The organism is Zobellella sp. DQSA1, assembly GCF_041950555.1.
Lineage (GTDB): Bacteria > Pseudomonadota > Gammaproteobacteria > Enterobacterales > Aeromonadaceae > Oceanimonas.
The window spans coordinates 775,972-798,601 of record NZ_CP169531.1 but is presented as its reverse complement, the minus strand read 5'-3'; the positions used below and the strand labels follow the sequence as shown (position 1 = coordinate 798,601).

General features: G+C 61.7%; 21 protein-coding genes and 4 tRNA genes. 5 read left to right on the top strand and 20 right to left on the bottom strand.

What is annotated here, in order from left to right; genetic code table 11:
- Positions 1 to 2: 2 nt before the first annotated feature.
- Genes ACEVBK_RS03875 through pilM form a run of 4 tightly spaced genes read right to left on the bottom strand, consistent with a single transcriptional unit; the run spans position 3 to position 2,702 of the window.
- Positions 3 to 518 (bottom strand): pilus assembly protein PilP, encoded by a 516-nt coding sequence (locus ACEVBK_RS03875; RefSeq protein ID WP_375057277.1) that lies wholly within the window; start codon positions 516 to 518, stop codon positions 3 to 5.
- Positions 515 to 1,099 carry a type 4a pilus biogenesis protein PilO gene (locus tag ACEVBK_RS03870; RefSeq protein WP_375057276.1) on the bottom strand — a complete coding sequence of 195 codons (585 nt, stop codon included), beginning with the start codon at positions 1,097 to 1,099 and terminating at the stop codon, positions 515 to 517. The genes ACEVBK_RS03875 and ACEVBK_RS03870 overlap by 4 nt, the downstream gene beginning before the upstream one ends.
- Entirely contained in the window at positions 1,099 to 1,656 is a 558-nt protein-coding gene (locus tag ACEVBK_RS03865; protein ID WP_375057275.1) for a PilN domain-containing protein, read from the bottom strand. The genes ACEVBK_RS03870 and ACEVBK_RS03865 overlap by 1 nt, the downstream gene beginning before the upstream one ends.
- Complete coding sequence (gene pilM / locus ACEVBK_RS03860) at positions 1,644 to 2,702, bottom strand: type IV pilus assembly protein PilM (protein WP_375057274.1); 1,059 nt, start codon at positions 2,700 to 2,702, stop codon at positions 1,644 to 1,646. The genes ACEVBK_RS03865 and pilM overlap by 13 nt, the downstream gene beginning before the upstream one ends.
- Before the next feature lie 164 nt (positions 2,703 to 2,866).
- Here pilM and ACEVBK_RS03855 point away from each other — a divergent pair, with 164 nt between their 5' ends.
- Entirely contained in the window at positions 2,867 to 5,245 is a 2,379-nt protein-coding gene (locus ACEVBK_RS03855; protein ID WP_375057273.1) for a penicillin-binding protein 1A, read from the top strand.
- Positions 5,246 to 5,287: 42 nt separating this feature from the next.
- Here ACEVBK_RS03855 and oxyR read toward each other — a convergent pair whose 3' ends face one another.
- From oxyR to ACEVBK_RS03820, 7 genes are all read right to left on the bottom strand, one after another.
- Positions 5,288 to 6,181 carry a DNA-binding transcriptional regulator OxyR gene (gene oxyR / locus ACEVBK_RS03850; protein WP_375057272.1) on the bottom strand — a complete coding sequence of 298 codons (894 nt, stop codon included), beginning with the start codon at positions 6,179 to 6,181 and terminating at the stop codon, positions 5,288 to 5,290.
- Between the two features lie 72 nt (positions 6,182 to 6,253).
- A complete protein-coding gene (locus tag ACEVBK_RS03845; RefSeq protein WP_375057271.1) occupies positions 6,254 to 7,702 on the bottom strand; it encodes a dihydrolipoyl dehydrogenase in 1,449 nt (482 codons plus the stop codon).
- 60 nt (positions 7,703 to 7,762) lie between these two features.
- Positions 7,763 to 8,491 carry a glutathione peroxidase gene (locus ACEVBK_RS03840; protein ID WP_375057270.1) on the bottom strand — a complete coding sequence of 243 codons (729 nt, stop codon included), beginning with the start codon at positions 8,489 to 8,491 and terminating at the stop codon, positions 7,763 to 7,765.
- Between the two features lie 148 nt (positions 8,492 to 8,639).
- Positions 8,640 to 8,879, bottom strand: coding sequence for a YdcH family protein (locus tag ACEVBK_RS03835; RefSeq protein WP_202082669.1), 240 nt, complete (start codon positions 8,877 to 8,879; stop codon positions 8,640 to 8,642).
- 32 nt (positions 8,880 to 8,911) lie between these two features.
- On the bottom strand, positions 8,912 to 9,925 hold the full coding sequence (gene dusA, locus ACEVBK_RS03830) for a tRNA dihydrouridine(20/20a) synthase DusA (protein WP_375057269.1): 1,014 nt from the start codon (positions 9,923 to 9,925) through the stop codon (positions 8,912 to 8,914).
- Positions 9,926 to 9,994: 69 nt separating this feature from the next.
- Positions 9,995 to 11,488, bottom strand: coding sequence for a GTPase family protein (locus ACEVBK_RS03825; RefSeq protein WP_375057268.1), 1,494 nt, complete (start codon positions 11,486 to 11,488; stop codon positions 9,995 to 9,997).
- Complete coding sequence (locus tag ACEVBK_RS03820; protein WP_375057267.1) at positions 11,469 to 12,584, bottom strand: YcjF family protein; 1,116 nt, start codon at positions 12,582 to 12,584, stop codon at positions 11,469 to 11,471. Before ACEVBK_RS03820 ends, ACEVBK_RS03825 begins: the two co-directional genes overlap by 20 nt.
- A gap of 92 nt (positions 12,585 to 12,676) precedes the next feature.
- On the opposite strand from ACEVBK_RS03820, the gene zur reads away from it, so the two are divergent.
- The 3 genes from zur (at position 12,677) to ACEVBK_RS03805 (ending at position 14,317) form a co-directional block, all read left to right on the top strand.
- Positions 12,677 to 13,126 (top strand): zinc uptake transcriptional repressor Zur, encoded by a 450-nt coding sequence (zur, locus tag ACEVBK_RS03815; protein WP_375057266.1) that lies wholly within the window; start codon positions 12,677 to 12,679, stop codon positions 13,124 to 13,126.
- Positions 13,127 to 13,164: 38 nt separating this feature from the next.
- Positions 13,165 to 13,371: a hypothetical protein gene (locus tag ACEVBK_RS03810; protein ID WP_375057265.1), complete on the top strand. Its 207-nt coding sequence runs from the start codon at positions 13,165 to 13,167 to the stop codon at positions 13,369 to 13,371.
- A gap of 67 nt (positions 13,372 to 13,438) precedes the next feature.
- On the top strand, positions 13,439 to 14,317 hold the full coding sequence (locus ACEVBK_RS03805; RefSeq protein ID WP_375057264.1) for a bile acid:sodium symporter family protein: 879 nt from the start codon (positions 13,439 to 13,441) through the stop codon (positions 14,315 to 14,317).
- 95 nt (positions 14,318 to 14,412) lie between these two features.
- Here the strand turns inward: ACEVBK_RS03805 and alr are convergent, their stop codons facing one another.
- Positions 14,413 to 15,501, bottom strand: coding sequence for an alanine racemase (alr, locus tag ACEVBK_RS03800; RefSeq protein WP_375057263.1), 1,089 nt, complete (start codon positions 15,499 to 15,501; stop codon positions 14,413 to 14,415).
- A 9-nt stretch (positions 15,502 to 15,510) separates the two neighbouring features.
- On the bottom strand, positions 15,511 to 16,905 hold the full coding sequence (gene dnaB / locus ACEVBK_RS03795; protein WP_375057262.1) for a replicative DNA helicase: 1,395 nt from the start codon (positions 16,903 to 16,905) through the stop codon (positions 15,511 to 15,513).
- A gap of 394 nt (positions 16,906 to 17,299) precedes the next feature.
- Between dnaB and ACEVBK_RS03790 the strand changes: the two genes are divergently transcribed.
- Positions 17,300 to 18,142, top strand: coding sequence for a Tim44 domain-containing protein (locus ACEVBK_RS03790; RefSeq protein WP_375057261.1), 843 nt, complete (start codon positions 17,300 to 17,302; stop codon positions 18,140 to 18,142).
- Between the two features lie 568 nt (positions 18,143 to 18,710).
- On the opposite strand, the gene ACEVBK_RS03785 is transcribed toward ACEVBK_RS03790, so the two are convergent.
- The 7 genes from ACEVBK_RS03785 to ACEVBK_RS03755 all read right to left on the bottom strand — a co-directional run bounded on the left by ACEVBK_RS03785 (position 18,711) and on the right by ACEVBK_RS03755 (position 22,605).
- Complete coding sequence (locus ACEVBK_RS03785; RefSeq protein ID WP_375057260.1) at positions 18,711 to 19,841, bottom strand: sodium ion-translocating decarboxylase subunit beta; 1,131 nt, start codon at positions 19,839 to 19,841, stop codon at positions 18,711 to 18,713.
- Positions 19,842 to 19,850: 9 nt separating this feature from the next.
- A complete protein-coding gene (oadA, locus tag ACEVBK_RS03780) occupies positions 19,851 to 21,641 on the bottom strand; it encodes a sodium-extruding oxaloacetate decarboxylase subunit alpha (protein WP_375057259.1) in 1,791 nt (596 codons plus the stop codon).
- Positions 21,642 to 21,694: 53 nt separating this feature from the next.
- Complete coding sequence (locus ACEVBK_RS03775; RefSeq protein ID WP_375057258.1) at positions 21,695 to 21,943, bottom strand: OadG family protein; 249 nt, start codon at positions 21,941 to 21,943, stop codon at positions 21,695 to 21,697.
- Between the two features lie 280 nt (positions 21,944 to 22,223).
- Positions 22,224 to 22,300, bottom strand: a tRNA-Arg gene (locus tag ACEVBK_RS03770).
- Between the two features lie 24 nt (positions 22,301 to 22,324).
- A tRNA-Arg gene (locus ACEVBK_RS03765) sits at positions 22,325 to 22,401 on the bottom strand.
- A gap of 29 nt (positions 22,402 to 22,430) precedes the next feature.
- Positions 22,431 to 22,507: transfer RNA gene (locus ACEVBK_RS03760), tRNA-Arg, on the bottom strand.
- 5 nt (positions 22,508 to 22,512) lie between these two features.
- Positions 22,513 to 22,605 (bottom strand) — tRNA-Ser (locus ACEVBK_RS03755).
- Positions 22,606 to 22,630 lie beyond the last annotated feature (25 nt).

The window sequence follows — 22,630 nt, the reverse complement described above, 5'->3', positions numbered from 1 at the left end:
GATTATCTTGCCCTGGATAACGTCAACCTGGTTTCCCGGGTTTCCCAACAGCCTTTTCCGTCGGGAATGTACTCTTTCAGGGTCACGACACTGTCGGTTATGCCGATCACCTCGCCGTGATAAAGTCCCATGCGCTGCCCCATGCCGATCCGGTGCGTCACGCCGTCCTGGGTACGAACCAATGCCCACAAGCCCCGGCCATCCCCCAGGGTGCCCCGCAGCGACAGGTTGTCGAGCGAGTGTTGTTCAAGTGCCGTCCTGGATGCACGGGCCTCCGGCTGGGCACAGGCCCCCCCCACCGAGGCGGGCGACGTGAGGTTTTCCGGCTGGGGCTCGACAAAAGGGCTGCGTTCCGAACCCGGCCGGTACGCTTCGGGCACATATTCATTCATCTCGGGCAAAGGCTCGGGCGGTGTGGCCGGCCGGGCCCTCACCTCGGCGACATAAGGCTGCAAATCGCTCTCTTCGATACAGGCGGTCAAGACCAGCAACACCCCCAGCCAACAGAGCCGTCTCACGGCGCCTCCTGCTTGTTGTACTTGTAGGTCTTGGCCTGCATGCTCATGTTCAGTTGGGCACCGCCGGTACGGGACAGGGTGAAACTGTCGATAATGACGATACGGGGCAAGGCGGCGACATCGGCGACAAAGCGACCCAGTTGATGATAATCACCACTGACGATGATGCGCATCGGCAACTCGCTGGAAAACTGGTTGGGCTTTTCCGCCTCCCAGTTGATTCGTTCCAGTTGCAGGCCATTGTCGGTGGCAATAAAACTGATATCGTCCAGCAGGCCGGCAATCTCCAGGCTGTTGGGCAATTTGCGCAACTGATTCTCCAGTTGGGCCTGCAACTCCGCCAGCTGTTCCTGGTATTCGGCCAGCCCCGCCGCCTGCCGGGCCTTTTCTTCAAAGGTAGCCTTCAGCTGTACTTCCTGAAGCTTGGCTTTGTCCAGCCGTGCCAGGCTGTCTTTGATGAAAAAATAGCCGACGACGCCGGCCAGCAAGACACACGCCAGGGCAATGGCGACGATTTTTGCGGATTTGGGCCACTGACCGATATTATCGAAATCCAGCTCGTTGACCTGCTGCCAGTTCATCACATCGCTCCCGCTGTGGTTTCGCTGACCCTGAACAACATGGAAAACTGACTGAGAGCGACGGGTTCGGCATCGCTGGCGAAAATGGAGCTGATTCTCGGCTCCGTCAACCAGCCACTGCCTTCTATACGGCGGATCATGTTAGCCACTCGGGTGTAGGCCTCGGCCTTGCCCACCACATCTATCTGATTATGGGTCACATTGACGGAGTTCAGGTACACGCCGGGTGGTACCAGTTCGGGCAACTGATTGAACAGCCGCACCGAAAAATTGCGCCGCTGCTGGAAACTGTCGATCAGCAGCATCCGTTCCATCAGTTGGGCCCGTTGCTCCTTGATGTGGCGGATTTCACCCAGAATCAGGTCCAGCCGAGCCGTTTCGGTCTGCAACACCTGATTACGTTCCTGCTGGCGGGCGATTTGCTGATGCACCCACAGGTTGACCACCAGCATCACCGCCAGCGTGACCAGTGAAGCCCCCCCCAGCCATACCATAAACTGCTTTTGCTGACCGGCCCGGAGCCCTTCCCGCCAAGGCAGCAGGTTTATATTGGACATGGGGTAAAACTCCTCAATGCCAGCCCCAGTGCCGTCATGTAGGCGGCGGCATCGGGGCACTCCCGCGGCTTGCGCTCGAACACGAGATCAAAATCCGGCTGTAACACGGGAATGCTCAGTTCCTGTTCGAGCACCTTGGCCAGTTCCGGCAACAGGCTGCCGCCGCCGCTGAGAAACAACGCGGTAGGCGGCTTGCTACCCGAACTGCTGCAGAACAACTGCACATTACGGCGGATATGCTGGAGTACCACGGTGATATATTGTTGCTCGGTATCCTGTCTCAGGTCCGGGGGAAAGGTGTTGTCTATCTTCGCCTGCTCGACGCTGTCTTCCGGCATGTCGGTCAGTTTGCACAATTCACGGGTCAGTTGGGTACCGCCGAAGTTCTGCAGCCGGCTATGGATCACTTCTCCTTTTTCAATGACCGCAAAGGTCAGGCACTCGGCACCGATATCCACCAGCGCCAGCATACTGGCATAGGTATTTTCCGCCGCCATGCAGACATTGACCGCACGGGCCAGGGCATGCACGCCGATATCCACCACCCTGGTATTCCATCCCGCCTGCTGCAAGGCACTCAGCCGGGTGTTGATGCTCTCGGTGCGGGCCGCACTGAGCAGGATGTTTTCCCGTTCCGGATGGTGGGCATTGATGCCCAGGCTCTCATAATCCAGGCTGATTTCATCCAGCGGGAAGGGAATATGCTGTTCGGCCTCGAGCAGTACCTGATTTTCCAACTCCTCCACCGACAGGTTGCGGGGAACCATTAGCATCTTGGTAATGACACTGTTGCCGGTAACGGCGGTGGCGGCATGGTCACAGCGGCAATGGAGGCGGCGTCGCAACTGCCGCAACGCCATCACCACCTGGGCCACATCCTGCAGCTGGTGATCGATGATGCTGCCCCTGGGAGTGGGTACACTGGCCAGGGCTTCAAGCTGGTAATGGCCCGGCTTCCCCTTCAGGACGACGGCCTTGATATTGCACACTCCGAAATCAATCCCGACCATCCAGTGGAAGTCCCGGCTTCGGCTCAGGCTCAACATAGGCATCCGTGCGATTATTGTTATTGGTCTTGGTAAGGATAGACGGACTCCGTCAGGCCGATGAAATTATCGCGGTATAAAAATAAAGCGCTCGAACAACGGTATCGACAAAGGATATACTTGGGTGCTGTTGGTTAAAAAATGATTTATCGGGTTTTCACTCCATGCTCAAATGGCTCACTCGCCTGTTTTTATTCGGTGTTTTTTTGACTCTGTGCGGCCTGGTCGCGATCTTTGTGCTGTATCAGCAGGTCAAAACAGAACTGCCGGATGTTTCCACTCTCAAGGATGTACGCCTGGAAACCCCCATGCGCATCTTCAGCCAGGACGGCGAGCTTATTTCCCAATACGGTGAACAGCGGCGCACTCCCATTTCCGTCGCCGAGATGCCACCGCTGCTGATCGATGCCTTCCTGGCCACCGAGGATGCCCGTTTCTACGAGCACCCGGGCATAGATCCCATCGGTATCAGCCGGGCGGCAGTGGTCTGGCTGAGTACCGGCGAGAAACGCCAGGGCGCCAGCACCATTACCCAGCAGGTAGCCCGGAACTTTTTCCTCAGCCGGGAAAAGACCGTGATCCGCAAGGTCAAGGAGATTTTCCTCGCCCTGCATATCGAAACCCTGCTGACCAAGGACGAAATCCTCGAGCTGTACCTCAACAAGATCCCGCTGGGACATCGTTCCCATGGTGTCGCCGCCGCGGCCCAGGTGTATTACGGCAAGAACGTCAATGAGCTGAGCCTGGCGGAAATGGCGATGATCGCCGGCCTGCCCCAGGCACCTTCGGTGCTCAACCCGATCAGCAATCCCCGCCGCGCCGAAGAGCGGCGGGCTATCGTACTGGGCCGGATGCTGGAAATCGGCAAGATCAGCCGCTCCCAGTATGATGACGCCATGGCCAGTCCGGTGGCGGCCCGTTATCACGGTGCCGAAATCACCCTCAGTGCCCCCTATCTGGCGGAAATGGCGCACCAGTTCGCGCTGGCGATGTTCGGACAGGACGCCTACACCCGTGGGCTGAGCGTCTACACCACGGTACAGGCCGACGAACAGCGTGCCGCCAACACCGCCCTGATCAACGGGCTGCTGGCCTACGACCTGCGCCATGGTTATCGCGGCCCCGAAGCCACGTTGTGGCAAGGCAGCCCCTGGAGTGCCGACCAGATCCTGCAGCATCTCGACGAGCAGCCCGTCTACTGGCCACTGGAACCCGCCGTGGTCACCGCCGTGGCCGAACGCGGAGCCACCGTGGTCATCAAGGGCAAGGGCGAAGTCCAGCTCGACTGGGACAGCCTCAAATGGGCTCGCCGTTATATTTCCGACAGCCGTCAGGGCAACGCCCCGCGCCAGGCTGGGGAAATCCTCAAGACCGGCGAACAAATCTGGGTACGCCCCCGAGGAGAGGGTTGGCTGCTGGCCCAGTTGCCGGAGATCAACGGTGCCCTGGTAGCACTGGAACCCGCCAGCGGCGCCGTCACCGCCCTGGTCGGCGGCTTCAACTTTACCCTCAACAAATTCAACCGCTCCGAGCAGGCAGCACGGCAGATGGGCTCTAACATCAAGCCCTTCGTCTACTCCGCCGCCCTGGACAACGGCTTCACCCTGGCCAGCATGGTCAACGACGCACCCATCAACCACTGGGACGCCGGCAGCGGCAGCTCCTGGCGGCCACGCAATTCCCCCAACGTCTACGACGGCCCCATCCGGGTGCGAGAGGCCCTGGCCCGGTCCAAGAACGTGGTGTCTATCCGCCTGCTGCGCGACACCGGTATCCCGGCGACCATGCAACGGCTGAACGACTTCGGCTTCAACACCGCCAGTATTCCGGCCACCGAGAGCCTGGCGCTGGGCTCCCCTTCCGCAACTCCGCTGGAAATGGTGACCGGTTACGCCACCTTCGCCAACGGCGGCCACAAGGTCACCCCCTTCGTGGTGGAACGCATAGAAGACGCCCAGGGCCAGGTACTGTACCAGGGGCAACCGGTAACTCAGCAGGTGATCAGCGCGGAGAACGCTTTTCTGATCACCGAAGCCCTGAACTCCGCCATCTGGGGCGGGGTGAGTGACGGGCGCCGCTGGAACGGCACCGGATGGCGTGCCGGCCGGGCGCTGGAACGCAAGGATATCGCCGGCAAAACCGGCACCACCAACGACTCCCGTGACGCCTGGTTCTCCGGTTACGCCCCGGCCCGGGTGGCTACGGCCTGGGTCGGTTTCGACGACTTCGGCCGCCCCCTGGGACGGACCGCCCATCATCCCAATCTGGGAGCGGACCAGGTGGCCGGCGGCGAATTCGGCGGCAGCACCGCCCTGCCCATCTGGATCGATTATATGAAGGTCGCGCTCAAGGATTATCCGGAGCAGCCACGCCGGGTGCCGGAAAACCTGGTCACCGTGACCATCGACAGCGGCAGCGGCCTGCGTACCGATGGCCGGGGGGTAGCGGAGTTCTTTGTCGAAGGCACCGAGCCCAGGCGCTATGGCCGAGCGGGCAATAGCCAGCAGTTCGGCGGCACCAGCATTACCGACGAGCTGTTCTGAGCGAGGGGCCGGAGTATAACTCCGGCCCTTTTTAATGCTCGCTTAGAGCAACTCCTTGACCAGCTTGCCGATCACCTTGGCCATCTCGTTGAAGCAGGGCCGGCGCACCGAATGGATGCGATACAGCAGGGCGATGGTACGGCTGGGCTCGGGCTCCATCACCGGCAGGTAGGTGATGCCCAGGCTGCCGTTATGGGAACCGATGGCGAGCCGGGGGATCAGAGTCAGGCCCGAACCCGCCGCCACCATGTTGCGCAAGGTTTCCAGGCTGGTGGCCTGGAAGTGGGTATCCTCGCCGATGCCGGCGGCGAAGCAAAACCCCATGGCCTGATCTCGCAGGCAATGGCCGTCTTCCAGCATCAGCAGTTTTTCACCTTTCAGCTCCCCCAGGCTGATCTGCTCACGTCCGGCCCATACATGATCCGCCGGCAACGCCAGCAGCAGCGACTCCTCATACAGCGGCAGGGCCCCGAAGCTGTCCATGTTGTCCAACTGAGCCAGGATCAGGCAATCCAGCTCGCCGTCGGCCAGCTGTTTCAGCAGTACCTGGGTCTGAGCTTCGTATAAATAGATATGCAGTTCGGGGAAGTGCTGCTTGAGCGCCGGAATGATATGGGGCAGCAGATAAGGCCCCACGGTGGGGATAAGGCCGATATGCAGCTCGCCGGACATGGGTTCGGTAAAGGTACGGGCGATGTCCCTGAGTTCCTTGGTGGCCGCCAGCACCCGCCGGGCCTGGGCGGTAATGGCCTCCCCCGCCGGGGTAAAGAGCACCTTGCGGGAGGTACGCTCCATCAGCAACACTCCCAGTTCATCCTCCAGCTTGCGCAACTGGCCGCTCAGGGTAGGCTGGCTGACGAAGCATTTCTCCGCCGCCTTGCGAAAATGCCGCTCTTCCGCCAAGGCCACCAGATATTCGAGATCCCTTAAGTTCACGTGTTCACCGTTATACTGACGTTTGACGCCAATAGTTACCGATCTAACGGTAAATAGAAAGGCCCTCCAGGGCTAGTCGCCAACCCCGCACTCCATGCAGCGATCGGCCATCGCCGGCCCCCGATGCAGCCCGGCGTTGAGATCCCGCAGCGCCGTGCGCACGCCTTCTTCGATCACCGGATGGAAAAACGGCATCTCCAGCATCTGTGCCACCGTCATCCGGCTCTGGTGCGCCCAGGCCAGCAGATGAGCCAGGTGTTCGGCTTCCGGAGCGCTCATCTCGGCCCCCAGGAACAGGCCGCTACCCTGCTCCGCATAGAGCCGCACCATCCCCCGGTTGCGCAGCACCACCCGGCTGCGGCCCTGATCCTCGAAAGACGCCTCGCCGATGGCAAAGCAGCCGTCACCGCCGTAGCGTCGCTCCAGTTCCCGGTAACCGGCGCCCACCATGGCGATCTGGGGATCGGTAAACACCACCGCCAGCCGGCTGTGGCGCAGTCCGGCCCGGATATCGGGAAAACGGCCGGCGTTGTCCCCCGCTATCCGCCCCTGGGTGTTGGCTTCGTGCAGCAGAGGAAGCTGGTCATTGGCATCGCCGGCCACGAAGATATGGGGCAGGCTGGTCTGTAGGGTGTAGGGGTCAACCAGCGGTACCCCTTTATCGTCCAGCGCCATGCCGAGCCGCTCCAACCCCAGCCGATCGACGTTGGGACGGCGACCGGTCGCGGCGATCACCAGATCAACCTGAATGCGTTCGTTGACCCCCTCGGCATCGAGGTAGTCAATTTCCACCCCGTCCGCAATCCGCTCCATACGGCCGACCCTGGCATCCGCATCCAGAAAGAATTCCTCGGCAAACCCCTTGCCGGCACAGGCCATCACCGCCGGATCCGTCAGTCCCGCCAACTGGCCGCCGACCCCGAACATCCACACTTTCACCCCGAGCCTGTGCAGGGCCTGCCCCAGTTCGAGGCCGATGACGCCGGGGCCGAACACCGCCACCGACCGGGGCAGCAGGTCCCACTCGAACACATCATCGTTGACCTGCAGCAAGGCTCCCAGCTCGCGCCAGGCGTCGGGAAAGGACGGGCGTGAACCGGTCGCGATGACCAGCGAAGTGGCGGTGATACGGGTGTGACCGTCCACCATCAGGGTATTCTTATCCACAAAGCGGGCACGTCCGACCATTTTGTCTTCCGCCGGTATCGAGTCGACCGATGCCAGCACCAGGCCCACGAAACGATCCCGCTCGGCTTTCACCCGGGACATTACTTGCCGGCCGTCGATCCTGATCCCTCCCGGATGGACACCGAAGGCAGGCGCCTGTGCGACCCGGTGGGCGCTGTCGGCCGCGGCGATCAGCAGCTTGGATGGCATGCAGCCCACCCGTGCGCAGGTGGTGCCGTAGCGGCCGCCTTCGATCATGATCACTTTCTTATGATGGGCCCGGGCGGTGCGATAAGCGGCCAGGCCGGCGGTGCCGCTGCCGATGATGGCCACGTCGGCGGTGATGTGCTTCATGGGCAGAAACCTCCGTGCAACAGAGATGAAAAAAGGGGCTCGCGCCCCTTTTACACTAGCTTATGCCAAGTATTCGGCCAGCTCGTCGCTGCCGCCGATATGGCGGCCGTCGATAAAGATCTGTGGCACAGTGCCGCGGCCCGATACCGCTTTCAGGCTGATGCTGGTGGCGTCCTGACCCAGGATCACTTCTTCATAGCGCATGCCATGGTCGAGCAGCATCTGCTTGGCCCGGGCACAGAAGGGGCAGCCCGGCTTGCTGAACAGGGTAATGGCCGAGGGTTTGGCCGCCAGGGGATTGATATGGGCCAGCATGGTGTCGGCATCGGACACCTCGAAGGGATCCCCCGGCTTGTTCGGCTCGATGAACATCTTGTCGATGATGCCGTCCTTCACCAGCATGGAATAACGCCAGGAACGCTTGCCGAAACCCAGCTCCTGCTTGTCCACCAACATGCCCATACCGTCGGTGAATTCGCCGTTGCCGTCCGGGATCACCCGGATGTGTTCCGCTTCCTGATCCTTGAGCCAGGCGTTCATCACGAAGGTGTCGTTGACGCTGATGCAGACGATGTCGTCCACCCCGTTCTCGAACAACACCGGCGCCAGCTCGTTATAGCGCGGCAGGTGAGTGGAGGAACAGGTCGGGGTGAAGGCACCGGGCAGGGAAAACACCACCACCGTCTTGCCCTCGAAGATTTCGTCGCTGGTCACGTCCTGCCATTGCTCTCCCTGGCGGGTGCGAAAGGTCACCTGGGGTACGGTCTGTCCGGTCTTGTCTTGCAGCATACTGTCGTCCTCATTTGAAGTCGTGTCTCATTTGTAGACCAGTATGCCGCCGAAGATTTGATCATTGAAACAGTTTACAAGAATCAAATTGATAGGTTGAATCTATTAAAAACGGAAAGAAGCTCGTTTGGCCCCCTTCCGCTTTCGCTTACCCCTGGCCGTTCAGCAGACGCTTATAGATTTGATCCTTCAGCTGCAGGCGCTGCATCTTCAGCTCTTCGAAATGCTGGTCCGACACCGGCATGTCCCGGGACTCCAGCCCTGCAATCTGGTGATCCAGCTTGTGATATTCGTTTGCCATCCGCGCGAAGTCGGCATCCAGCTGTTTCAGCTCGGCTATCTTGTCCACGTATTCAGGAAATTCTATGGTCAAGGCGTGGCTTCCCATGGGCTTGGCTCCTTATGTTGGCTGAGGATGCCTTAACTATAGTCGACCACGGCCTCCGGTACCTTGACCAGGGCCGCCTCCACCACCTCGACACCGGCGCCGGGTTTGTGGGCGTTCTCGCTCAGGTGGCGACGCCAGGCCCGGGCCCCCGGCAACCCCTGGAAAATCCCCAGGGTATGGCGGGTGATGTTGCCGAGATAGGTGCCCCTGCCCAGCTCCCGCTCAATGTAGGGCAGCAGAGCACGGATCACCTGATGGCGCCCGGGCACTTCGCGCCCGTCGTTGAACAGGGCCGCGTCCACTTCCGCCAGCAGGTAGGGATTCTGGTACACCTCGCGGCCGAGCATGACGCCGTCCAGGTGGTCGAGGTGTACCCGGGCTTCGTCCAGGCTCTTGATGCCGCCGTTGATGGCGATGGTCAGACCGGGGTAATCCCGCTTGAGCCGGTAGACCCGCTCGTAGTCGAGGGGCGGTATCTCGCGGTTTTCCCGCGGGCTAAGGCCCTTCAGCCAGGCCTTGCGCGCGTGCACTATCAGGCTGTCGGTGCCCGCCTCGATCAGCCGCTCCACCAGGGCACAGAGAAAGGCGTAGCTGTCCTGCTCGTCGATGCCGATGCGGGTCTTCACCGTCACCGGAATGGCGACCTCTGCCTTCATCGCCGCCACGCACTCGGCCACCAGGACCGGCTCGGCCATCAGGCAGGCGCCGAACATGCCGTTCTGCACCCGATCCGAGGGACAGCCCACGTTGAGGTTGATCTCGTCGTAGCCGCGCTGCTCGGCCAGCACGGCGCACCGGGCCAGGGCCTCCGGATCGCTGCCGCCCAGTTGCAGCACCAGGGGATGTTCCTCGGGGCTGAACGCCAGGTAGTCGCCCTTGCCGTGCAGTATGGCGCCGGTGGTGACCATCTCGGTATAGAGCTGGGCGTGGCGACTCATCAGCCGGTGGAAATAGCGGCAATGGCGATCGGTCCAGTCGAGCATGGGGGCAACGGAGAAACGGCCGCTGGCAAAGGAGGAGGTTCTGGGCTGGGAGTCTTGCGTCATGGGCACCGGTCATCAGTACAAAAATCAAGCGGCGGAGTATACCCCAAATCCACTCCCATGGGGAGAGTATCAACCGTCGCGGTAGAGGCCCCACATCTGCCGGCCCAGGCGGCGCAGCCGGGCCAGTTGCTCCTTGAAAGCCGGGGTAGAAGCCCCCTGCCGACGACGACCGAGCTGGGTCTGAATGCCGTCGTCGTGGGCGGCGATCAGCCGTTCAAGCAGTGTCTTCAGCCCCTGGGGCTGCCGCCCCGGCGCCAGACTCAGGGCCAGGGCCTCGTCGGCCCCCAACAGCACACGGTTGTAGTCCAGCGCCTCCCGGATCAGCGCGGCCTTGGCCGGATCCTCGGGCGGGGCCGAGATCGGCGGCAACAGATCCACCTGGTTGACCAGGGCCAGCAGGGCCGGGGGGCGGCGGCTACGCTGTTCGGGGCGGGCGAAATGGGCGTCGAAGTCCTGCTTCAGAGCCAGATCCACCTGCCTGGCCGGCTGGTTGGCCTTCAGCAGCCAGAGCACCATATCGCTGTTTGCCATCTGCTGCACCAGCCAGTCTCCGGGCGCCTCGGGGGTGGCGATGCCGGGGGTGTCTATCAGGTGCAGCAGGGAAACCCCTTCCAGCCGGTAGCGGTAGACCTGCTTGCGCTCGGTGCTGGGCAGGGCGCTCACTTCCGCCACCGTCTGCCCGAGCAGGGCATTGATCAGGGACGACTTGCCCGCACTGGGCTGGCCCACCAGCAGCACCCTCAGCGGCGCCGGCGGTGCGGCCAGATCCTGCTCGTCTTCCGCCTGGCGGGGATCCGGTGGCAACTCACGCTGCGCCAGCCGGAAGCGGCCGCCGTAGAGATCGATGGCCACCGCCGCCACTTCCGCCAGCAGGGCCTGCTTGAGCTGGGTCTGCAGTTGCTCGCTCATGCCCTCGAACAACTGACCCAGAATCCGGTCACGGCCCGCCGCCACCCAACCCTCCGGGGTCAGCAGCCGCAGCCAGCGGTAGGCATCGTACCAGCGCCTGGCGGCGCGCAGCCGGTCCCGCTGCCGGTAGAGGCCGTGCAACCGGTCCAGCCGCAACTGCTCCACATAGGGCACATGCTCCAACAGGAAACGGCGGTAGCGCCGGCTGATCTCCTCGACCAGCAGCAGTAGCTCGGGCAGGGTGAAGGCCAGCTCGGCTTCCTTGCCGTCGGGATGATAGGCGGCCGCCACCTGGCGGAACAGGACCAGGCCGTGCTCCCGCAGCCGAGTCCATTCCGGCTCCCGAGCCAGCCGCTCCCGTCCCGTCGCCAGGGCTTGGTGCCAAATTTGCTGCTCGAAGGCCGACCATTGCCCGTCCGGCTCCGGCTCCCAGTCCGGGATGGCCGGGAGCGCTTTTTGGCGTAGCCAGGGCAGCGGCAGGATCGCCAGCAGCAGCAACAGCAAAAACCAGCCCCAGGCGCCGCGCTCGAACAGGTAAAGGGTTCCCAGCAGGCTGAGCAGCAGCACCGGCAGGGCGCCGCCGATCAGCAGCAACAGAGGCAAGGCGGGCAGCCGCCGGCGCAGCAGCCGGAGACTACTGACGATGGGTTTCATGTTCCGCGGTACTCCTGATGTCGTGCAGCGCCTGCTCGAAGCTGGCCCTGATGTCGCCGGCCACAATCTCCTCTCCCCGACTCAGGTGATACAAATACTTGCAGGCGGCCCGGCCCAGGGCATAGGTGGTGGCGAAGCTCACGGCAGCAGCGGTGGTGGCACCCAGGGTCTGACCGTAGACCGGGATCAGTTTGACCAACTGGCGCGCGCCCAGGCGATACAGGTAATGAAGCGCGAAGCCGCCGCCCAGGGCGGTGGCGAACTCGGCGAACCGCCGCCTGTCCCAGCTCAGGCCGTAATGGGCGGCCAGGCTGTGCAGCAGCTTGCCCTGAATGCCGGGCACCGCCACCAGGCCCACCGCCGGCAAGGCATCGCAGGCGCCGGCGGCACCCGCGTACCAGAGCAGCTCCCGGCGCAGCAGGGCGAAGTTGTGCTGTTCCCGATCCTGGTGCCGACGGTGCTCGAGCAGTTGCCGGATGATGGGCAGCAGCCCGGCCAGTTGCTCCAGCAAGGGCGCCAGGCCGTGCGCCTCTCCCTCCGGCGGCAGATCCAGCTCGACCCGGGCCAGGGACTGTCCCCAGGCCTGCTCCAGTCGTTGTTGATGCCGAGCTACCGCCTGTTCGCGCTGGCGGGGATCGCTCAGCAGCCCCAGCCCGGTGTGTACCGCCAGCAGCTGCGCTATGCCGCCCTGGCGGCGGATGTCAACCAGGGCCTGCAGCAAGGCGCCCTGCTCTGGGTCGTCGGCCCGCACCAGCACCAGCAACGCATGGCTGCGGTCCTGGCAGGCGCGGATGTCCTCCGCCGGATCGTAACCCGCCTCGCCCAGGCCGCGAGTATCGAGGAAACGCAGCACCGGCCGGGCGGCGGGGAAGTCGTAGCCGGACGCGGTGCGGGTGCAGGGGCGAAAGCCGTTGCCGACGTCGACCGCACTGTCGCCGGTCAGGGCCCGGATCAATGAGGACTTGCCCGCTCCCGTCTTGCCCAGCAGCCAGAGGGTGGGCAGCTGCGCCTGGCGGGCTTGGAAGGCCGGGTTCAATGCCGGGTTGGGCTCCGGCGACAAGGCGGCATAGATACGCTTGAACAGATCTCGGGTCATGCGGCTCCTCGCTGACTTTGCGCTCGGCCGCAGCCAAGGCGGCCGAGCCTGTGCTAATATGCCCGCAAAGAACTTCAGGATATCCATTTTATATGACCGTGCAACGCCAGTTGGAGCAAGCCGAACGTTTATGCGAGCAGCGCGGGGTTCGCTTTACCCCCACCCGTCGCCATGTGTTTACCCTGATGGCCGAACACAAGGGGGCGGTCAGCGCCTATGAACTGCTGGATCGACTCAAGGAGCTGGAGCCCAGCGCCAAGCCCCCCACCGTTTACCGGGCCCTGGATTTTCTGCTGTCCCAGGGGTTCGTGCACAAGGTGGAATCGCTCAACGCCTTCCTGTTCTGCGATCACTTCGCCGAGCACCACCCCATGCAGCTGCTGATCTGCGATCACTGCGGCCTGGTTATCGAACTGCACGACGAGGCCATCAACCAGGCGTTCAAGCAACAGGCCGAGTTGCACGGTTTCGCCATCACCAGCCAGTCAATCGAGGCCCATGGTCACTGCCGGCGGTGCCGGGCGGAAACGCCCAACTGCTGATATAGTTAAGTGCATCCGGGCCCGTTCGAGGATGGATCATGGGAACATTGTTCAAATGGTTGTTAGTCCTGCTGATTGCCGTCTGGTTGTTGAGCGAGGTGAACCTGAATACCTCGCTGTACAAGTACGAGGACAACCAGATTGAAATCACCTTTCCCAGTTGGCGGGCCGAAGACCCCTGGTATTACCTGAAGTGGAACCCGGCGCAGGGAGAATTCATCCATCGCCGCGGCCCCGAATCCTGATCCCGATCAGGCCGGAAAAATACTACCATGGTAGTATTTTTCCATTATCCATCTGTGACACAACACCATGGCCGACTTGCTGACCACCCTGTTCCTGCCCCTGATGCTGGCCTTGATGACGCTGGTGATGGGCATGACCCTGGAACCTCGCCACTTTACCCGCCTGCTGCGGATGCCGGCTCCGCTGTTGCTGGGCTTAGGCATGCAGTGGCTGCTGCTGCCGCTGCTGGCCTGGGTGCTGATCTGGGCCCTGGCGCTGCCGCCCCTGATTGCCGCCGCCGTCATCCTGGTGGCCGCCGCCCCCGGCGGCGCCACCTCCAACATGTTCAGCTTCCTGGCCGAAGGCGACACCGCCCTGTCGGTGAGCCTCACCGCCTTCGTCGGCCTGTTGGCCCCCGTCTGGATGCCCCTGGCGGTGATGACCCAGTTGCACTGGCTGGGCCTGGACAGTAACGAACTGGCCCTGCCCCTGGGCAGCACCATGGCACAATTGGCGCTGATCTGCATCCTGCCGGTGGTGGTCGGCATGGGCATCCGGGGACGGCACCGAGCCTGGGTGGAGCGCCACCAGCCGAGGCTGAAGCAGGTGGTGAGCTTTTTATTCATGCTGGTGCTGCTGGCGCTGGTAGCACGTAACCTCAAGCAACTGCCCTCCCTGTTCAGCACCTCGGCCCTGGCCATGCTACTGCTCTGCAGCCTGGCCCTGGCCTGCGGCTATCTGATCGCCCGCCTCGCCAGGTGCCCGGAGGCGAGCTGCCGCAGCCTGGCCTTCGAGGTGGGCATCCAGAACGGCGCCACCGCCATACTGGTGGCCTATACCCAGCTCGGCTCGGACGCCCTGGCGATGCTGGCCCTGCTCTATGGCATACTGATGAACATCCCCGCCCTGGCGCTGCTGGCCTGGTTCCGCAACAAGGGGCGGGCGGCGGTGCTGAGCGCACGATAAACGACAAGGCCGGGTCCCTTAAGGTACCCGGCCTTTTGATAAGCACGTCACGTGGTTTGGGCTGAGCGGTCTGGCAGGCTCTCAGCCGTTCGCCATCAACCGATATATTCGAGCCTGGGCCGGGCGGTCATGCGGGTGACCAGCTCATAGGCGATGGTGCCCACATGGCGAGCCACCTCTTCCGCCGCCAGGCCCTCGCCCCACAACAGCACCTCGTCCCCCACCTTGTCGGTGGCATCCGGGCCCAGGTCGATGGTGGCCATGTCCATGGACACCCGGCCCGCCAGGGGCACCCGGCGGCCGTTCACCAGCACGGGGGTGCCGGGTGGCGCCATACGCGGGTAGCCGTCGCCGTAACCCACCGCGATGACCCCGATACGGGTATCCCGCGGGCTGACCCAGGAGCCGGCATAGCCTACCGGCTCGCCGGCCTTGTGCTCGCGCACCGCGATCAGGCTGGTGGTGAAGTCCATCGCCGGACGCAGGCCGAAGTCGGTGCCCTGCTTATCGCCGAAGGGGGTGATGCCGTAGAGCATGATACCCGGTCGCACATAGTCGGCATGGGCTTCGGGAAAGGCGATGACGCCGGCGGAATTGCACAGGGCGGTGGCCGTCACCTTGCCGGCGGTCACCTGCTGGAAACGGGCAATCTGGGCCAGGGTCACCGCTCGCTGCTCAGGCTCGTCGGCCCGGGCGAAGTGGGTCATGGCATTGACCGGCTGCACTACCCTGGCAATGGCCGCCAGGCGGGCAAACACTTCATCGGCCTGCTCGGGGGCAAAGCCCACCCGGTGCATGCCCGAGTCTATCTTCACCCAGACGGTGACCGGCGCGGCCAGCGGGGTCTGCTCCAGCGCCTCGAGCTGGGCGAACTGGTGAATGCAGATCTGAAAATCATTGAGCGCGGCATACTCCAACTGGCTGCGGTTGAAAAATCCTTCCAGCAGCAATATCGGCTGGCGGATCCCGCCGGCACGCAGCTTTTGTGCCTCCTCGAACCGGGCCACGGCAAACAGCTCGGCCTCGTCCTTGAGGGCAGCCGCCACCGTCAGGTCACCGTGGCCGTAAGCGTTGGCCTTGACCACGGCGATGGCACTGGCGCCCGGTGCCAGTTGCCTGGCTACCCGCAGATTGTGCCTGACTGCCTCCAGATTGATGCGGGCCACCGCCCCTCTTGCATCCATCTCTGCTCCTTAATAGTCATCATCGAAATCCGGTCCGGCGTAGTTGTCGAAGCGGGAAAACTGCCCCTGGAACGTCAGCCGAACCTTGCCTATGGGTCCGTTACGTTGCTTGCCGATGATGATTTCAGCGATGCCCTTGTCCGGGCTGTCGTCGTGGTAGACCTCGTCCCGGTAGATAAACATGATAAGGTCGGCGTCCTGCTCGATGGAGCCCGACTCCCGCAGATCCGAGTTCACCGGCCGCTTGTCGGCCCGTTGCTCCAGGCTGCGGTTAAGCTGGGACAGGGCCACCACCGGTACCTGCAACTCCTTGGCCAGGGCCTTGAGCGAACGGGAGATCTCGGCGATTTCGAGGGTTCGGTTATCGGACAGGCTGGGGACCGTCATCAACTGCAGATAATCTACCATGATCATGCTGATGCCGCCGTGTTCGCGCGCCACACGGCGGGCGCGGGAGCGGACTTCGGTCGGCGTCAGGCCGGAAGAGTCGTCGATATAGAGCTGCCCCTTTTCCAACAGCATACCCATGGTCGAAGACAATCTGGCCCAGTCTTCATCATCCAGCTGCCCGGTACGTATACGGGTCTGATCGATACGCCCCAGGGAAGCAAGCATCCGCATAATAATCTGCTCAGATGGCATTTCCAAGGAGAAGATGAGCACTGGTTTATCATTTGTTAGTGCAGCGTGCTCGCAAAGATTCATTGCAAAAGTCGTTTTACCCATAGAGGGTCGGGCCGCCACTATAATCAGGTCCGAAGACTGCAGTCCGGCAGTTTTTTTATCCAGATCCGAGTATCCACTGGACACCCCGGTGATGCCCTGATGAGGATTTTTATAAAGATCTTCGATACGGTCGATGGTCTTTTCGAGCAACACCCGCAAGGGCTGGGGACCGTCGTTGGCATTGGTGCGACTCTCGGCAATCTTGAACACCTTGGTTTCGGCCAGATCCAGCAGGTCGGCGGAACTGCGTCCCTGGGGATCGAAGCCGGCTTCGGCGATCTCGTTGGCCACGGCGATCATTTCCCGTACCACCGCGCGCTCGCGCACGATATCCGCATAGGCGCCGATATTGGCGGCGCTGGGGGTGTTCTTGGCAATTTCCACCAGGTAGGAAAAACCACCCACTGTCTCCAGCGCTTCGTGCCGTTCCAGCTCTTCCTGCACCGTAATGAGATCGATGGGATGGCCCGCCTGGCTCAGTCGCTGCATGGCCTGGAAAATCAACCGGTGCGGCCGGCTGTAAAAATCCGGCTCCGAGACCTTTTCCGCCACCCGATCCCAGGCATTGTTGTCCAGCAGCAGTCCGCCCAATACGGATTGCTCCGCTTCGAAGGAGTGGGGAGCCATCTTGAGCTGGGCCACGGCCTTGTCGGTCTTGGCGACGGTCTTTTCTGTCATCGGTTTTCTCACTGGCTGGCCAAAACGCTATTATCGGGATTTTCGACCGGGTTCGAAAGCCCCCATTGGCGATGCCACGGCGGCGTCTGGCAACACATCATCCAGACGGAACCTGTTTATATAAGAATAAGCACCTCGATCGGAATCCTTCTGGCTCGATAGCGGCCACAATGAGAGACAGCATTATCACGGTGACGGCAAAAGCCTGATAGACTACCCCCACAAAGCCGTGCCTGTCGGTTTTGGCATATGCTGTTCGGCCATCTGATGCGGTTTCCCCCGAGCCGGGAACCCGGGCACCAGCACCGGGTCTGGCTACCCAGTCCCTTAATCCAGTTGACATAATATGTCCCTGCTTTAGGATGTTGCTTGTCTGTAACATAAGGAAACCACCATGCGTAAACTTCTGACCCTGTTTACCCTGATCTTCGCAGTCGGCCTCACCGCCACCGCCTTCGACGCGGAAGCACGCAAACTCGGCGGCGGTAGCCGCTCGGCCGGTAAATCATTCCAAACCGCCCCCAGCCAGCCGGCCCAGCAGAACGTCAACCGTAACACCACCAACCAGACCCAGCAGCCCAAGAAATCCGGCCTGATGGGCGGTCTGCTCGGCGGCCTGCTGGCCGGCGGCCTGTTCGCCTGGCTGCTGGGTTCCGGTGCCTTCGAAGGCTTCCAGTTCATGGACTTCCTGCTGATCGCGGGCCTGGCTCTCGCCGCCATCATGATTTTCCGCATGCTTCGCCAGAGCAAGGCGCCGGCTCCCCGTCCGGCCTACAACGGTCCGCAGCAGTTTGAAGCACCGCAACCGGCACCGGTAGCCAGTGCCACCTCCGGCTTTGCCGCCAGTGATGTGCCCTTCAACCTGCCCCCGGGCTTCGAGATGCAGGCTTTCCTGCAGGGTGCCCGCGAGCACTATCGCACCCTGCAACAGGCCTGGAACCAGAACGATTTGGAGAAGATCCGGGAATACGTCTCCCCCGAGCTGTTCGCCGAACTGAGCCAGGAGCGCGCCAAGCTGAACGGCGATCAGCACACCGAAGTGATGTTTGTCGATGCCGAGCTGGTACGGGCGGATCACAGCGCTGGCCTGGCCCAGGTCAGCATCAAGTTCGGCGGCCGCTACCGGGATAGCCAGGAAGGCGTGGAACAGGATATCCGAGAAATCTGGCACCTCGAGCGCGACCTGAACCAGGCCAACGCCCCCTGGCTGGTGGTCGGCCTGGAAGACCAGGCCTGATATCCCTCATGCAAGAAGGGCTGCCGCGGCAGCCCTTTTTTATGGCGTCGACTCGCCGGTGCCGTATCCTTTGGCTGACGGTCCTCTCCTCATCAAAAGTCCACCGCAACTTGTGACCAAGAGACAGCCGTAGAACCTCTCATTAGTCACGGGCCCGGTTGTCTGCTATGACGAAGAAAAGAGGCAGCAGGGATTGCCTCTTTCACGCTCTGGCGCCACCTGAGGATGGTGCCGGCGGGTAGCATCACTGTCTTGAAGAGGGTAAAGGTACTGCTCCGCCGCTCTTCTGTTTCAGGGATGACAAAGAAAGCGCACAGGGGACGGGCCTGCTCGCCGTGACGAGTCGTTTCAGCCATGTTCGCCATAGGCTGAAACGGCGAGTGTCATGTCCCACAGCGTGTCGGCGGAGTAGCGCCCTTTGGCTGATCGTCCTCGCCTGATCAAACCACTACAAAGTTGCAACCGAAAGACGGCTTTAAGCTGGCAGCTTTTTCTACTCTGCCAGCCAACAACCGCAATAACGAAAAAGGCGCCCGCAGGCGCCTCTTCAGCTTCTCTATCCGGTCGGCTAGCCCACCAGTGCCAGCAGCACACCGGCCGCCACCGCCGAGCCGATAACCCCGGCCACGTTGGGGCCCATGGCATGCATCAGCAGGAAGTTCTGGTTGTTGGCTTCCAGGCCTACCTTGTTGACCACCCGGGCCGCCATCGGCACCGCCGACACCCCGGCCGCCCCGATCAGGGGGTTGACCTTGCCGCCAGTCAGCTTGCACATCAGCTTGGCCATCAACACACCACCGGCAGTACCGATGGAGAAGGCCACCGCCCCCAGCGCCAGGATCCCCAGGGTATCCAGGGTCAGGAACTTCTCCGCCGACAGCTTGGAGCCCACCGCCAGCCCCAGGAAGATGGTGACAATGTTGATAAGCTCGTTCTGGGCGGTCTTGGACAGCCTGTCCACCACCCCGGATTCCTTCATCAAGTTGCCCAGGCAGAACATGCCAATCAGCGGCGCCGCCGACGGCAGGAACAGTATGGTCAGGGCCAGCACCATCAGCGGAAACAAAACCTTCTCCCGCTTGCTGACATGACGCAACTGCTCCATCTTGATCGCCCGCTCTGCCTTGGTGGTCAGCAGTTTCATGATCGGCGGCTGGATGATGGGCACCAGCGCCATGTAGGAGTAGGCCGCCACGGCAATGGCACCGAGCAGATCCGGGGCCAGCTTGGAGGCCAGGAAGATGGCGGTGGGTCCATCAGCCCCCCCGATGATGGCAATAGCCGAGGCATCCGCCAGGGTGAAATTGAACCCGGGCAAGAAATTCAGGGCAATGGCACCGAACAGGGTGGCAAAGATACCGAACTGGGCCGCCGCCCCCAACAGCAGGGTCTTGGGGTTGGCAATCAGAGCGCCGAAGTCGGTCATGGCACCCACGCCCATGAAGATCAGCAGGGGGAAAATGCCGCTGCCGATGCCCACCTCGTACACGTAGTACAGCAGGCCACCCGGCTCGGCCATCCCCGCGTTGGGGATGTTGGCCAGCACGCCACCGAAACCGATGGGCAGCAACAGCAGGGGCTCGAAGCCCCTGGCAATGGCAAGATACACCAGGCCCAGACAGACCGCTATCATCACCAGCTGTTTCCAGTGAAAATTGGCCAGACCGGTTTCCTGCCACAGGGTTAGTAAAGACTCCATCACCGCTCCTTAGGCCAGGCTGACCAGAGGGTCACCCACGGATACCGCGTCCCCTTCCTTGACCAGCACATCCACCACCTGACCGGACCGGGCGGCACGCACCTCAGTTTCCATCTTCATGGCTTCCATGATCATCAGCAGTTCGCCTTCCGCGACCTGGGCGCCCTTCTTGGCCACCACTTTGAAGATGTTACCGGCCAGGGGCGCGGGCACCGGCTCGCCGCTACCCGCTGCTGCTGGGGCCGCTGCCGCCACCGGCGCGACGGCGCCGCTTTCACGCACGGCGCTGATGCTGCCCGCCGGGCCCACTTCCACCTCGAATACCTGGCCGTCTACCTTGACCGCATAGACTTCGGACGCGCCATTGACAGCTTGGGCCGCGGCGGGCGCCGTCGCCGCCGGCTCCGGCTCGGTGCCCGGAGCCGGCTCGAAAGCAGCGGGGTTGTCGCGGTTACGGATGAATTTGAGACCAATCTGCGGGAACAGGGCGTAGGTAAGCACATCGTCAACCACTTCGGTGGCGACCCGCAGTTGCTCGGTCTTGGCCAGTTCGGTGAACTCGCCGGTCAGCTTGTCCAACTCGTCGCTCAGCAGATCCGCCGGCCGGCAGGTGATGGGCTCGGCACCGTCCAACACCCGCTTTTGCAGCTCGGCATTGACCGGCGCCGGGGCCGCACCGTACTCGCCCTTCAGCACACCGGCGGTTTCCTTGGTGATGCTCTTGTAGCGCTCTCCGGTAAGGACGTTGATCACCGCCTGGGTCCCCACGATCTGGGAGGTAGGGGTGACCAGCGGGATGAAGCCCAGGTCTTCCCGCACCCGCGGTATCTCTTTCAGTACTTCATCCATCTTGTCGGCCGCGCCCTGCTCTTTCAGCTGGCTTTCCATGTTGGTAAGCATGCCGCCGGGTACCTGGGCCAGCAGAATGCGCGAATCCACCCCCTTGAGGCTGCCTTCGAACTTGGCGTATTTTTTACGCACCTCGCGGAAATAGGCCGCAATCTCTTCCAGCTTGGTCAAATCCAGGCCGGTATCCCGTTCGGTGCCTTCCACCATGGCCACCAGGGTCTCGGTGGGGGAGTGGCCGTAGGTCATGCTCATGGAAGAGATAGCCGTATCCAGCATATCGATGCCGGCATCGATAGCCTTCATGTGGGTCGGCAGACTCAGGCCGGTGGTGGCATGACAGTGCAACGCCAGCGGCAGTTTGACCGCGGCCTTGATGCTCTTGATCAGTTTTTCGGCTTCATAAGGTTTGAGCAGGCCGGACATATCCTTGATACAGATGGAGTGACAGCCCATGTCTTCCAGCTTCTTCGCCATATCGACCCACATATCCAGGGTATGCACCGGCGAGGTGGTGTAGGAGATGGTGCCTTGGGCGTGGCCTTCTACCGCCACGGTCGCCTTGATGGCGGTTTCCAGGTTGCGCACGTCGTTCATGGCATCGAAGATACGGAACACGTCCATGCCGTTGCTACGCGCCCGCTCGACGAACTTGTACACCAGATCGTCCGCATAATGGCGGTAGCCCAGCAGATTCTGACCGCGCAGCAGCATTTGCTGCCTGGTTTTCGGCATGGCTTTTTTCAGGGCACGCAGGCGTTCCCAGGGGTCTTCCCCCAGGTAACGGATACAGGCATCAAAAGTAGCACCGCCCCAGGTCTCCAGAGACCAGTAGCCGATGTCGTCCAGCTTTTCGGCAACCGGCAGCATATCTTCCAGGCGCAGCCGGGTGGCCAGGATGGATTGGTGGGCATCACGCAGTACCACATCGGTGATGGCAAGTGGTTTAGTCATATGACGAAGCTCCGTTAAGTTCCGTTTCTAGTTAGTCCGTATCTGAGCCAGGCTCAGCCTTTCTTATTGTTTTTGTATTGAGTAATGGCAGCGCTGATCGCAGCCATTTTTTGCGGGCTCAGGCCCTGAACCGGGGCAGCCGGCATGGCCGCGACGCCGGCTGGCGCCGGTGCCGCCTCGGCGGCCACCAGCGATAATGCCTTAATGGCCAGAATGGTGAGCGAGAGAAAGGCGAATACAAATGCCATTCCCAGGCCCATCAGGCTGGCGGCATCAAGCAGTTGGGAAGAGACGTGTTCCATCAGCATGCTCCTTGCTGTCTATTATCCGGCCAAGAGCATACCCAGCTTGAGGATGCCTTGGCAATGTTACATTTTGAAAAATGTTGTAAAGATTACAAAAAAAATATGAGTCAAGTCACATGTAGCACATTTAAAGCCAAAAAATGAGAATAAATATTCATAATTTAAGATGTAAAAGTGATTTGTATACAGAAAGGCAACGAGACATCAACAATAAGGGTACAAGAAGGGATAAACATTCGGACACAAAAAAACCGGCACTGGGCCGGCTTTTCTATAATGGCGCATCCGGGAGGATTCGAACCTCCGACCGCTCGGTTCGTAGCCGAGTACTCTATCCAGCTGAGCTACGGATGCAATTTTTAAAACCTGATATTTAGATGGCGCATCCGGGAGGATTCGAACCTCCGACCGCTCGGTTCGTAGCCGAGTACTCTATCCAGCTGAGCTACGGATGCTTATCTAAAAACTGACTCACTTGCTAATATGGCGCATCCGGGAGGATTCGAACCTCCGACCGCTCGGTTCGTAGCCGAGTACTCTATCCAGCTGAGCTACGGATGCGTAAATGGCGGTGAAGGAGGGATTCGAACCCTCGATGCGGGTATAAGCCGCATACTCCCTTAGCAGGGGAGCGCCTTCAGCCTCTCGGCCACCTCACCGTGTTTGCGGGGCGTATATTAACGT